At 74.2% G+C, this 13,156-nt stretch carries 9 protein-coding genes; 2 read left to right on the top strand and 7 right to left on the bottom strand.

Annotated features, from left to right (window positions below):
• Window positions 1–4: 4 nt before the first annotated feature.
• Window positions 5–1,126 carry a hypothetical protein gene (locus EBM89_RS05210; protein ID WP_122148405.1) on the bottom strand — a complete coding sequence of 374 codons (1,122 nt, stop codon included), beginning with the start codon at window positions 1,124–1,126 and terminating at the stop codon, window positions 5–7.
• A gap of 308 nt (window positions 1,127–1,434) precedes the next feature.
• Between EBM89_RS05210 and EBM89_RS05205 the strand changes: the two genes are divergently transcribed.
• Window positions 1,435–1,776 (top strand): TnpV protein, encoded by a 342-nt coding sequence (locus EBM89_RS05205; protein ID WP_122148404.1) that lies wholly within the window; start codon window positions 1,435–1,437, stop codon window positions 1,774–1,776.
• A 65-nt stretch (window positions 1,777–1,841) separates the two neighbouring features.
• Entirely contained in the window at window positions 1,842–6,746 is a 4,905-nt protein-coding gene (locus EBM89_RS05200) for a helicase-like domain-containing protein (protein ID WP_122148403.1), read from the top strand.
• A gap of 137 nt (window positions 6,747–6,883) precedes the next feature.
• Here the strand turns inward: EBM89_RS05200 and EBM89_RS22415 are convergent, their stop codons facing one another.
• The 6 genes from EBM89_RS22415 to EBM89_RS21050 form a co-directional block, all read right to left on the bottom strand.
• The gene (locus EBM89_RS22415) at window positions 6,884–8,602 is read right to left on the bottom strand and encodes a hypothetical protein (protein WP_158609515.1); all 1,719 of its coding nucleotides are present in this window, start codon (window positions 8,600–8,602) and stop codon (window positions 6,884–6,886) included.
• Window positions 8,599–9,270 (bottom strand): hypothetical protein, encoded by a 672-nt coding sequence (locus tag EBM89_RS05190; RefSeq protein WP_122148402.1) that lies wholly within the window; start codon window positions 9,268–9,270, stop codon window positions 8,599–8,601. Before EBM89_RS05190 ends, EBM89_RS22415 begins: the two co-directional genes overlap by 4 nt.
• Entirely contained in the window at window positions 9,267–10,736 is a 1,470-nt protein-coding gene (locus EBM89_RS05185; protein ID WP_122148401.1) for a type IV secretory system conjugative DNA transfer family protein, read from the bottom strand. Before EBM89_RS05185 ends, EBM89_RS05190 begins: the two co-directional genes overlap by 4 nt.
• 150 nt (window positions 10,737–10,886) lie before the next feature.
• The gene (locus EBM89_RS05180; RefSeq protein WP_147463452.1) at window positions 10,887–11,537 is read right to left on the bottom strand and encodes a hypothetical protein; all 651 of its coding nucleotides are present in this window, start codon (window positions 11,535–11,537) and stop codon (window positions 10,887–10,889) included.
• Window positions 11,534–11,779, bottom strand: a complete 246-nt coding sequence (locus EBM89_RS05175) for a hypothetical protein (RefSeq protein WP_122148399.1) — start codon at window positions 11,777–11,779, stop codon at window positions 11,534–11,536. Before EBM89_RS05175 ends, EBM89_RS05180 begins: the two co-directional genes overlap by 4 nt.
• Window positions 11,776–13,156: putative type IV secretion/conjugal transfer ATPase (locus EBM89_RS21050; protein ID WP_122148398.1), on the bottom strand; the 1,381-nt coding region annotated here is incomplete at its 5' end. The genes EBM89_RS21050 and EBM89_RS05175, both read right to left, overlap by 4 nt.

Genomic DNA, 13,156 nt, shown 5'->3' with positions numbered 1-13,156 from the left:
CCAGTCAGCAGAGCCAGACATCCCCGTTGCTGCTCGTACCGTCACAGCCCCGATCACCGGGTACACCGGTGAAGTCTTCCCAGGTGCTGCGGTTGTCCTGCTGGGGTGCGGGGGTGTTCGACCCGCCGCCCTTGCTGGTCCCGCTACCTCCGTTGTTGCTTCCGGTGCTGCGGTTACCGCTCGAGGACGACCCCGAGTTGTTGCCCTTCGAGGACGACCCGCCGCCGGTCGACTTGCTCCCGCCGCCGGAGCTGGTGGTGGAGCGCTGCGCCGCCGCGGCGGCCTCGGCGGCGAGGCGGTCCTGCTCGGCCTGCCACGCCGCGACCGAGGCGGTCACAGCCGCGGTCGCGGCGTCCAGAGGGCCCCGCGCCTCGCCCAGGGCGGCGGTGGCCTGGTCCAGGGCATCGGCGTCGGTCTCGTCCGTCCCGGCGTCGAGGGTCGTGGTGGCGTTGACGATGGCGTCGGTGAGGTCGAAGCGGGTCTGGGCGTCCGCGACCCGGCCGTCGGAGTCCGCGAGCAGGGTCTGTGCGGAGGCGACCGCCTCGGTGAGGGCGTCGTGGGTGGTCGACCAGGTGGCGTGTGCGGTGTCCAGGACCCAGGCGGTGTGGGAGGCGCGCACCGCCTCGGCTGCGTCCCGCACGCCCTGCGCTGCGGCTTCGGCGTCGGTGGTGCGAGTGGTGAGGTCCGCGGTGGCGACGTCGAGGTCGGGCGCGGTCCAGGTCCGCCACGGTGCGTCCTGACCGGTGTCCGGTGCGGCGTCCAGGTCGGCGACGACCTCGAGCGCCTGGGTCAGGGCGGTGATCGTGTCGGGGTCGGTGACCTGCTCACCCAGGCCGGTCACCTCGCTGGCCTCGTCGGCGGCGGCGTTCGCCTCGTCGAGCGCGGCGGTCAGGGCTGTGGCGGCCTGGTCGTGGGCCGCGACGGCGTTGCGCTGGGTCGACGCCTTCGCCGCCTGCACCCCGCCGAGCGTGCCACCGAGCCCGAGGACGAGGACGGCCGCGACCATCGCGGCCAGCCGCGGCCGGGTGAGCCGTCGTCGCCACCGCGACCGGTCGGCGTCGACCTCGGGACGCAGGGCGTCGCTGCTCGCCGCGGTCGGGGTCGTGTCGTGGGGGTGGGTGCGCATCACGGTGCTCCGTCGCCTCGTTCGGATCACCCGTACGGGTGAAGGGACTGCGGCTGATCGTGAAAGTACCGGTCGGCACAGACACCAGCCAGCGACTAACGTCCCGGACGCCGGAAATGCCGTCGAGGCGAGGCCGTCGTCGCTGTGACCAGGCTGTCCGGGGCGGGGTTTGAGTGGGTGGGCGCGGGTAGGTTCGGTCGTGGGGAGCCGCGAGCGTGAGGGTCTGCTGGTGGCGGCACGTCGTAGGAGCGTCCGGGTCGAGGGTCAGGGCGTACTGGATCTGTGGGGGCAGCTGGAGGAGGTCAGTGATGAGCGGGTACGCGAGCACGGCGCGGATGTGGTGGCAGGAGCAGCGGCCGGTGGAGCTGGCGGAGATGGACGACCCGACGGCGTTCTTCGCGGACCTGGCGCAGCAGATCGAGGCGCGGGTGAGCGAGCTGTCGGCGTCGATGGCGGGACCGGACGTGCCGGGCGAGGGGTACCTGAGCAAGGTGGGCCGGTTGAACGCGGCGAGGTCGCAGGCAGTCGAGGCGGCGATGGACGAGCTGGTGTTCTCGATCGGCCCGGAGAGCGACCCGGTGGAGGAGCCCTCGCAGATCGGGACGGCGGTGCTGGACGCGCACCGGATGGTGGCGCGGGCGCGCGGCTGATCGTCTCGGGCCGGTTCCGGCCCGAGAGCCAGGACGACCTGGCGCCGTCGGGGCAACGTGCGCGGGTGGCGGCGAACCTCGCTGCGTTGCGGGTGCTGCGCGACCTGCAGGGCGAGCGCCGTGCGGCGTCGGCAGCCGAGCAGCGGGTGCTGGCGCGGTGGTCGGCGTGGGGTGCGGTGCCCGGGGTGTTCGACGAGGCGCGTCAGGAATGGGCCGCCGCGCGCGAGGAGTTGCGCGGGCTGCTGAGCGAGGCGGAGTACGGCGCGGCGCGGCGCACGACGATCAACGCGCACTACACCGACCCGGTGTACGTGCGGGCGCTCTGGGGCGTGCTGGGCGATCTCGGCTTCACCGGTGGGCAGGTGCTGGAGCCGGGGTGCGGGGCGGGGACGTTCATCGGGATGGCGCCGCACGGCGCGCAGATGACCGGGGTGGAGCTCGACCCGGTGTCCGCGGGGATCGCGGCGGCGTTGTACCCGCACGCCCAGGTGCACGCGCAGTCGTTCACCGAGACCCGGCGTCCGGGTGGGTTCTTCGACGCGGTGGTGGGCAACGTGCCGTTCGCCGAGGTCCGGTTGCACGACCCGGTGCACAACCGGGGCGGGCACGCGATGCACAACCACTTCCTGATCAAGTCGTTGGCGCTGACTCGCCCGGGTGGGCTGGTGGTGGCGTTGACGTCGCGGTTCACGATGGACCAGGTCAACCCCGCCGCGCGCCGCGAGATGAACGCGCTGGGTGACCTGGTCGGTGCGGTGCGGCTGCCGGCGGGGGCGCACCGCCGGGCGGCGGGTACCGAGGTCGTCACCGACCTGCTCGTGCTGCGGCGTCGACAGGACGGCGCGGTGGTGCGGGACGAGGTCTGGGAGACCGTCGGGGCGCACCAGGTCGACGGGCACACGGTCCGCACGAACAACTACTTCCTGGACCACCCCGAGCACGTCCTCGGGGACTACCGCCTCGGCCACGGGATGTACGGCGAGGAGACGCTGTCCGTCGTCGCCGACCTCGACGCGCTGCCCGAGGTGCTGGAGCGAGCCTTGGGTGAGGTCGTCGAGCGCGGCCGTAGCCAGCACCTGACCTGGTCCCCGCCTGCACCCGCGACCGAGGCACCCGCGGTCACGGCCCGGGTTGCGCGGGCCGAGGAGGGCCTGTGGGAGGGGCACATCAGCGCGGGCGACGACGGGTCGTTCACGACCCTGGTCGACGGCGTGCACGAGCCGCTGGTCGTGCCCGGCACGCGGGCGGGCGAGCTGCGTGCGCTGCTCGCGCTGCGCGACGGCGCGCGTGACCTGCTGGCGATGGAGTCGGCGTCCCTGGACGACACCGAGGACCTGACCGCCGCTCGGCGTGCCCTGCACGTCCGGTACACCGCGTACGTGGCGCGCTACGGGCCGTTGAACCGCTCGACGACCCGCAGCACCGGCAAGGTCGATCCGCAGACCGGGCAGCCGCGGCTGGCGCGGGTGCGCCCACCGGTGATGAACACGTTCCGCAGGGACCCGTTCAGCGCGCTGGTGATGGCTCTGGAGTCCTACGACGACGCCACGGGCACCGCAGCGCCGGCGCAGCTGCTGCGCCAGCGGGTGGTGGTGCCGCGCGCCACGGTGCTGGGCGTCGAGGACGCCGACGAGGCGCTGGCGGTCAGCGTCGAGGCGCTCGGGCGCGCGGACCTGGCGCACATCGCCTCGCTGCTCGGCGTCGAGCAGGGCGAGGCGCGCGCCCGGCTCGCGACGTTGGTGTACGACGACCCGGTCGCGCCCGGGCGGATCGTCCCGGCCGCGGAGTACCTGTCGGGCAACGTCCTGGACAAGCTCGACGACGCGCGCACGGCCGCCGAGTCCGACCAGCGGTATGCGGTGAACGTGCGCGCCCTGCAGGAGGTCGTCCCGACCCCGCTCGGCGTCGACGAGATCTCCGCCCGGCTCGGCGCGGCGTGGATCGACGCCGACACGCACTCCGAGTTCGTCCGCGACATCATGGGCGACCCCGAGGCGCGGGTGATCCACGCCGGAGGGGCGATCTGGGAGGTCAAGGCCCGCACCCACTCGATCCAGGCGACCAGCGAGTGGGGCACCGCCCGCATGTCGGCGCCGGTGATCCTGAAGGCGGTCCTGGAGCAGCGTCAGGTGCAGGTCACCGACCCGACCGAGGACGGCGGTCGGGTGCTGAACCCGACCGAGACCGAAGCGGCCCGGGAGAAGGCCGGCGCTCTGCAGGAGCGGTTCGCGGAGTGGGTGTGGGAGGACCCTGAGCGTGCTGCGCGCCTGGCGGGGGTCTACAACCGCCAGTTCAACGCCCTGGTGCTGCGGGACTACACCGAGCAGGGCCAGCGGCTGACCCTGCCGGGACTGGTCGAGACGTTCACCCCGCGCCCCCACCAGCGCACCGCCGTCGCGCGGATGATCGCCGAGCCCGCCGTCGGGCTGTTCCACGAGGTCGGTGCGGGCAAGACCGCCGAGATGGCCATGGGCGTCATGGAGCTGCGTCGCCTGGGGTTGGTGAACAAGCCGGTCGTCAACCTCCCGAACCACATGCTCGAACAGTTCACCCGCGAGTGGCTCCAGCTCTACCCCAGCGCCCGGCTCCTGGCGGCCTCCGGTGAGGACCTCGCCGGCGACGGCCGCCGCAGGTTCGTCGCGCGGGCCGCGACCGGCGACTGGGACGCGATCCTCATGACCCGTGGCGCGTTCGAACGCATCCCGGTGTCCCGCGCCACCGAGGCCGAGTACATGAGCACCGAGATGGCTGGCGTGCGGGCCATGCTCGAGCGCCTGGCCGAGGAGAAGGGCTCCGGGACGGTCAAGCGCCTGGAGAAGCGCGTCGCCGCGATCGAGGAGAGGGTCCGTGCTCGCCTGGACTCCCCGCAAGACCCGGGCATCACGTTCGAGGAGACCGGCATCGACTACGTCGTGGTCGACGAGCTCCACGACTTCAAGAACCTGATGACCGTCTCCAACATCCCTGACGCCGCGATCGCTGGGTCCCAACGAGCCACCGACCTGCACATGAAGCTGGAGTACCTGCGCGCCCGCCACGGCGAGCGCGTCGTGACCGGCGCGACCGCGACCCCGATCGCGAACAGCGTCACCGAGGCCCACGTGATGACCCGGCTCATGCGCCCGGACCTGCTGCGCGCGGCCGGGGTGCAGGAGTTCGACGCCTGGGCTGCGACCTTCGGGCAGGTCGTCACCGAGATCGAGATGTCCGTGACCGGCGGGTACAAGCAGAAGTCCCGGTTCGCGCGGTTCCAGAACGTCCCGGAGATGCTGCGCACCTGGCACACGTTCGCCGACGTCAAGACCGCCGCCGACCTCAACCTCGACCGGCCGCTCATCGCGGAGCGACCCGACGGGACACGCGGGCCGCGCACGATGATCCTGCCGCCCTCGGACGAGCTCCTGGAGTACGTGGGCTGGCTCGGCAAGCGTGCCGACGAAGTCCAGGCCCGCCTGGTCGACCCGGCAGAAGACAACATGCTGAAGATCACCACCGACGGCCGCAAGGCCGCCCTCGACCTGCGCCTGGCCGCGGGAGCCCGCACCGAGGACAACAAGGTCGAGTCCGCGGCCGACCGCATCCACGCGATCTGGTCGACCAACCGCGACCGCGTCTACGCCGACCCGACCACCGGGGACCAGGCCCCGGTCCCGGGCGCGCTGCAGATCGTGTTCTGCGATCTGGGCACCCCGTCGGCGAACTGGAACGTCTACGACGAGCTGCGCGACCAGCTGGTGCGTCGAGGGATGCCGCGCGAGCAGGTGCGGTTCATCCACGAGGCCGCCAAGGACGCCGACAAGGCCCGCCTGTTCGCCGCCGCGCGCGCCGGGCACGTCTCGGTGCTGGTCGGCTCCACCCAGAAGATGGGCGTCGGCACCAACGTCCAGACCCGGGCCATCGCCCTGCACCACCTGGACTGCCCGTGGCGACCTGCCGACCTCGAGCAGCGCGACGGGCGGATCCTGCGCCAGGGCAACCAGAACCCGCAGATCGAGATCTACCGGTGGGTCACCGAACGGTCCTTCGACGCGTACTCCTGGCAGACCGTCGAACGCAAGGCGAAGTTCATCGCCCAGGTCATGCGCGGGCGCCTGGACGTACGCGAGATCGAGGACATCGGCGACTCCGCCCTCTCGTTCGCCGAGGTCAAGGCCCTCGCCTCAGGCAACCCACTGGTCATGGAGCGCGAGAAGGCGCTGCAGGCCGTCACGAAGTACGAGCGGCTGGAGCGCGCGTACCACCGCAACCAGGTCCACCTGAGCCGCGACCGCCAACGCACCAGCGCCCTGCTCGCCACCGCCGAGGCCGACCTGCCCGTCCTGAGCGCCGCTGTGCAACGCGCGACGTCGACGGCCGGCGAGCAGTTCGCGCTGACCACCGGCGCGACCCGGCACACCGCCCGCGCGGACGCCGCGGCCGCGTTGCGGCAGTGGGTGAACGCCCACGCCGGAGCGACAGTCAGCCACACCTTCAACGACCGCCCGCTCGGGGTGGTCTGCGAGGTCGGCGGGCACACCATCACCGCGGCCGTCGCGCCCCGCACCGGCGCGCTCACCCTGCGCGAGCCAGGGTTCCTGTTCCAGCTCGCCGGGGTCCCGCGCACCACCTGGCGCGTCGACGTCGAGACCGCTGCCGGTGAGGGCATCGGCCTGGTCCGGCAGATCGAGAACCGCATCGAGCGGCTGCCCGCCCTCGCTGAGACGGTCCGCACCGAGATCGCCACCGCCCACCGCGACCTCGACCACGTCGAGCAAGCCGCCGCCGGCGGGTTCAAGTACGCCCGCGAGCTGGGCGAGGCGCGCGCCGACCTCGCCCGCATCGACGCGCTGCTCAACCCACCCGACGCCGACGCGGGCAGCGGGCCCGACCCGACCGCGTCGCCGGGCGCGCGGCCGTGGCTGGACGCGGTGCGCACCGGCCACGGTCGTCCGGGGCCCGGAGCCGGGCCCGGCACCACTGGCCCCGGGTGAGCGGGCTCGAACAGAGGTAGGACGCGGGGACGCGACGCGATCGGCTGGGGAGCCTAGGGAACCTCGCGCCGCCCTTCCCCGCGTCCTACCGGCTTGGACTCAGCACGACCGCGCCGCCGCTGAGCTCAGGGCGCGGTTCACGCGCAGGTGCCGCCCGCGGCAGCCCAGGTGTGCGCGATCGACACCGACTGCTCGGCCGACGCCGAGGCGGTCACCGCACCCGGCCCGGTGCTCACGGTCAGGGTCGCCGTCCCGGGCACGGTGGCGTGCTGCCCGCCGGCGGACAGCTCGACGGTGCCACCGCCGGTGGCGGTGAACGTCACCGACGCCGCGCCCGTACAGGTCACGGTCTGGGAGGTGCTCGCCCGAGCGGCCGGCGCCTGCGGCCGGGTGACAGGCTGCTGGTCACCCGCCGCCGACCGCGCGGCGGACGACTGCTGATCGGCAGAGACCTGCTGCTCGGCCGCCCGCGCGGCAGCAGCGGCGGCGGCTTGCTCGTCCGCCGCGGCCCGGCGCTCGGCCCGTGCCTGCTGCTCGGCCGCGGCTCGGGCGTCGGCGGCAGCCTGGTCGGCCTGCGCCTGCGCCGCGGCTTCCGCCTCAGCCTCGGCCGAGGGGTCGGTGACGTCGTCGTCCGACACCTCGCTGGGAGTCGGCGTCGGTGTCGGGGACGGCGGGGCGGTGGTCGCGGTCGGGCGCAGCACCGCGGTGGACTCGGTCGCGGTGCGAGGCCACAGCACCACTGCCACGCACGTCACCACGACGACCACGGCGGCGACGCCCATCGCGACCCGGCCTCGCCGCGGCCCCCGACCACTGGGAGCCTCGCCCGCGCTGGCCTCGAGGGCCTGGCGGTGCTCGTCGCCACCGGGCTCGCGCTGCGGGTCGACCTCGCCCGCGCCCGTTTCGTCGCCGGGGTCGACGCACGCGGCGCCGTCACACGGGCCGGGTACCTCGGGGCCGTCGGGAATCGCGGATCCGGTGGGCGGGGTGGGGCGCTTCGTGGTGGTGGCGTGCTGGGTGATGGCCGCCGTCAGCTCGGCGAGCCGGTCGCGCGCGGCAGCCGCCTGCGCGTGGGCACAGGCAGTCTCGGCGCGCGCTCGCTCGACGTCAGCCAGCGCCGCGTCGAGGGCGGTTCGCGTCTCGGCGGCCTCGGCGCGGGCGGCCTGGACCTGCTCCCGCCAGACCTGCGCGTCGGCGCGGGCGGTCGCGGTGGCTGCCTCGGCGACGCGGGTCCGTTCGGCCAGACCTGCGACCAGGTCGACCACGTCCAGGCCACCAGCGCCGTCCACGTCGTCGGACGGCCCCCCGTTACCGGTCATCTCGGGGGTGTCGATCATCTCCGGCGGTGCCGCCTCGGGCCCCGGTGCGGTGTCGAAGGTCGGGGCGGCGTCGACGCGGCGAGTGTCTGGCACCGCGGCGGACACGGGCGCGGGCCCTCGCTGCAGGTCCGGCGCCGGGGGCTGGTGGGCCTCGGGTGCCACAGCCGGCTCCGGCCGGGGCACTGCGGGGGCATCGGGGGTGACGGCCGCCGCGGCGGGGTTGGATCGCGTGCCGGGGTTCACCGGACCCGGTGCGTCCGTGTCGGTGGCGGTTGGGGGCCCGGGCCGGGGGCGGCGGGGCTTGCGCCCCAGCCCGCGGCGCGGCTTGGCTGCCGTGTCCTGGGCGGCGCTCAGCGCGGCGCGTCCGGCGGCGAGCTGGGCCGCCAACCCGCCCTCCGCGACGTCGCCGCCGGTCGTGTCCATGGTCGTGTCGGTCGTGGTCACGTCGCACGGCGCGTCCGGGGCGACGCTGTCTGGGGTGTCGGGGACGACTTCGGCGTCGACCACGTCCTCGCCGTGGATGGGGGGCTGGTTCATGGGCGTGGTCCTTGGGCGTGAGGTGGTGGTACGACGGACTCGCCGGCGTCGTCGACGCTCGGCCAGGCCCAGGTCGCCGTCCAGCGTTCGGTCGTGTCGTAGGTCGCTCGTCGGGCGGCGACCCGGTCGGCGAGTTCGCGGACGGGGACGGTGTGGTCGGTGGTGGTGCAGGCGTCCATGCCGGTGTCGGTGCGCAGCCGGGCGCGGGTGACCGGCAGCTGGTTGTAGAACACGACGGGCGCGGCGCCGTCGTCGGCGTTGGTGACGTGGGTGGCGTGGTGCAGGCGCTCCAGGGCCCACAGCTCGACCACCACCGAGGGGTGCGCGGTCCAGCAGGGCTTGATCTCCCGGACCTCGAACGTCGAGATCACCCACTCGACGAACCGCGCCAAGCGGATCAGGGCGGCGTGGCGGGTGGCGGGGTCGGCGTCCATCCAGGCGAACACCCCGGGGTCGCCGTGTCCCCAGAACTCCGTGAGCAGCACCAGCCGCCGCTCCACCGGGTCGACGCCGGGACCAGCCGTACCTTTTCGGCCGGAGCGCGGTCGCGGGGCGGGGCTGGCCGGCTCGGCGAGCAGGTCCTCGAGGTCGGCCCGGTCGCCCGGGTCCGCCGGCGGCGGCTCGACGTCGTCGTACTCGTCCCGGTCGTGGTCGTCGTAGTGGGTCATGCGGGCACCTGCCGGGACGTCAGGACGTGCCCAGGGTGGGCGGCGTGCCAGTCGGCCGAGGCGGTGGTGCACGGCGCGTGGGGGCCGTGCCAGTACGGGGTGAGGTCGGTCAGGATCGGCCGAGTCCGGTCCTGGATCACCAGGGCGGTTCCCACGGGCAGGCGCCGCAGCTCGTCGACGGACACCGCGGGGCGCCACTCAGCGTCCACGGAGGTGTCCCGACCGAACAGGTCGCGGCTGGAGAACGACGTGCGGGTGCGGGTCTGCTCGTGCTCGCCGAGCGAGCGGGACAGGGCGCCCAGGTAGTCCTCGGACTTCCCGCCGCCGAGGATGACGTTGGTCGCGTTGTCCCACATCGTCGCCTCGGCGTGCTGCCCGTAGGCGGCCGCGGCCTGGTTGCGGGACTGGAACACCATGACCAGCTGGATGCCCTCACCACCACCGGCGGCGGACATGCGCACCGCAGCGGGCCAGGGGTCGATGTGCGCGAGCTCGTCGGCCACGATCGTCAGCGGCGGATCCAGGCGCCCCCCGAGCGAGGTCTGGGAGAGCTGGCGGGCCGTCTCGGTGACGTGGTCCAGGAACAGCGAGTAGAAGCCACCCACCGTCCCCGCCGTGGAGGCCCCGACGGTCCCCGCGCCGGCGCCGGAGTTCGCGTCGGCGCCGCGCGCGAGCATGTAGCAGGTGCCTGACCGGGCGAGGAACGCGCTCGTGTCGAACGCGGCAGCGGGGGTGGGCACGAGGCGGTCGCGCACGGACTTCACGGCCAGCCCGGCGAACGCGTTGTCGACCCCGAACCACTTGTTCGCCCGCATCCGCGGGTCCTCCTCGCGGACCTGCGCGATCGTCAGGTGCCAGGCGTCGCCGAGCCCTCGGGTCTCCAGGATGCGCATGGCCTCGTCGGCCTTGGCCGGAGACCGCGACCAGGTGTAGACGTCGGCGATCGTGCGGCCCTCCAGCGCCGCGGCGTGCAGCAGCGCCTGCACGATCGACGCCGAGGTGGTCGCCCAGGGGGCGTTCTCCCCGGACATCCCCGTCGCGGCGACCAACGTCCGTGCCCGGCGCTGAGCGACCGCAGGGTCGGCGCAGCCTTCCAGGGGCGCCCAGTTCACGGTGTGCGGCAGATCCCCGACGCCGTCGAGGTTGAACACCTCCACCGGCCCCATCCGCGCCCGGCACGCCGCAGTGAGGCGCAGGTTGTCCGTCCGGGTGCTCGTGGTCACCACGGCGCCCGGGGCGGCCAGGATGAACGGCACCACCACCAGCGTGCCCTTGCCCGAGCGGGCAGCGCCCAAGACGTACACGCACCGCTCCAACGACACCCACAGCGGCACGCTGCGCGAGACCCCGAGCGGAAGCGCCACCCGCCCGGGGACCAGCGCGCCGGGATCTCGAACCTGTCCGACCTGGGGTCCGGCGACGGCCCGGGCGAGCTGACCGAGCCGGGTTGCGGTCTTCGCGTCCATCACGGTGCTCCTCGCGTCGACGTGCTCTGGTTCGCGGTCGTGGGCTGCTTGGCGGGACGGGCCGCACGGCGCACGGCGACGCCACGGCGGGTGCGAGCCGCGCGGGCGGGACCGGCGTTGCCCAGCACCCGCAACGAGGCCAGCCACCGGCTACCCACGACCCACCGCCCGCCCCGCGGCAGCCGTCGGCCCGCTGGTGAAAACGGGGCAGTCGGGCAGGGTTCCGGGGCGCAGCGGCCGCGCCGTCCCACTCGGTCCGACCGCGGCCGGCACTCGCACCACGCCGACACCGCTGGCCAGGCCAGCGGCGAGGGTGGGGCGGATCTGCTGGCCGAGGGCGGCGACCTGCGCGCCGGCCAGCGGGGAGTCGGCTAGCTCGCGCCCTGCGGCGATCTGGGTTCGGGCGAGGATCTCGTGGCGCAGCCGGGCGCCGGCGCGCCGGTAGCCCATCCACCACGACACCAGCGCGGCGTCGCCTGCCAGCAGCCCGACGGCCAGCACCGCGCCGACCAGCGCGGAGCCGGGCAGTCGGGCCACGACCACCAGCAGCCCACCGAGCAGCCACACGCCCCACCCCGCGACCACGGCCGCGGCGATGGTGGTGTCGGACAGCTCGGCGGCCCACCGGTAGACCGGCAGGTAGCGGCGCGCGGCCGTGCGCGCAGCACCCACACCGACACCCAGCACCCGTGCGGCCTTCCGGACGCCGTCTGCGCCGCCGGTGGCTGCGGGCCGGGCGATGGGCGGGGGCGGTTCGATGTCGTCGGGCTCGGCGCCGGTGTGCGGGCGGGCGGGGCTCACCGGGGCCACCCGTCGCTCGGGTCGACGCCTGCGGGCGCGACGTCGTCGAGGAGCTCCGCGAGGCGCCGCGACGCCGGCCGGCGCCCGACGCGGCACCACACCTCGACGATGTCCCGCCCCCGGCGGTGCTCCGGGCCTGCGAGCGTGTGGACCTCCTCGATCTCGAGGACGAGGTGGCGGTCGCGCGCCCCGATCTGCTGGAGGTCTCGCGTGCGGGTGGCGGGGGCGAGGTGGTGGGTCATCGTCCGGTCCTTCCGGCGTCGGTGTTGATCAGGGCGGCCAGCGTGGGACCCGCCAGGGGTTGCACCCACATGGGAGTGGTGGTGCCGATGCACCAAATGCCCTGGCCCTGCGGGAGGGTGAGCAGCAGCTCGGCGGCCGTGGAGGTGGGCTTGGCGATGCGGTGGACGGCATCCATGCAGTCCGAGGACTGCCGGTACAGGACCTTGATCGCGCACTTGGACAGCACCCGTTCGACCAGGCCCCGGTGCGCGGACCCGGCCTGCCCGAAGATCTCGACGTCCTTCAGCTCGTGAATGATCAGCACCGACGCGCACCGCAGGTGCCCGGCCAGGCGGATCCGGTCGTCCATGGCCTGCGCCTGGGCGGGGTTCCGCAGCTCGTCCCAGCCTTCTTCGCAGACCACGACCCGCCAGCGCCCGTCGCGCCCGCGCAGGGTGGTGTCGATCCACGCCGAGGTGCACGCCGCGGCGATCTGCCGGACGGTGTCGCCGGCGCCGCCCAGGCCGCTGGTGTTGATCGCGATCATCGGCGCCGCGGGGTCCAGGGCGGTGGTCGAGTGGTGGTCGAACATCCCGGCCATGGGGCCGCGGGTCAACCGGGTGAACACCAGCGACATCCGCCGCGGGGCGTCGGTCCCGGCGCGGTCGGTCAGCTCGGTGGGCGGGTCGTCGAGCCAGTCGACGAGGGCGGCGATCGTGGGGGTCAGGGCGCCGGTGGCCATGTGCTCGACGGCGGTGTCCAGCACGGTGCGCTCTTCGTCGTCCAGCGCCCCGGAGCGCAGGATCGACGCGATGGACTCCAGCGCCTGGGACCGGCGCAGGTCGACCGCGCGCCGCCAGTCCTCGGGTGCGACCTGCGCAGGGCGGTGGCCTTCGTCGAGGGGGCAGATCACGGTGCCCGTGCCCGGACCGAGGTGGATGACCTGCCCGTCGAAGCCCTCGGCGAGGGCGGACCACTCGCCGTTCGGGTCGGAGGACACGATGACCTGCCGGCCCAGATCTTCGACCAGGCGGGCCATGGTGACCTTCGTGCCGAAGGACTTGCCCGAGCCCTGCAGCCCACAGATCAGCATGCACGGGGACGTGGCCAGGTGCGGGTAAACCCCCCAGGGGTCGAACGTGAACGGCGCCCGCGTGGTGACCTCGAGCCCGATCACCGGGCCGGGGATCGCCGAGGCCTGCGGCACGCAGAAGCTCGTCAGCACCCCGATCCGCGCCGCCGAGGTCACGTGCACAGGAGTCGCGACACCGACCGGTCCCCACATCCCGGCCCGCAGCCGCCCCCACGCCGCGCGACGCCGGGCCAGGCGCCCGCCGAGGCTCGGCAGGTCGTCGCCCACGTGGGCGTTGCCGGCCCGGCGGCGCGCCGCGACGGCG

The sequence above is a fragment of the Cellulomonas triticagri genome (assembly GCF_003696205.1).
Taxonomy (GTDB): Bacteria; Actinomycetota; Actinomycetes; order Actinomycetales; family Cellulomonadaceae; genus Cellulomonas; species Cellulomonas triticagri.
This window is presented reverse-complemented; position numbering and strand designations above follow the sequence as displayed.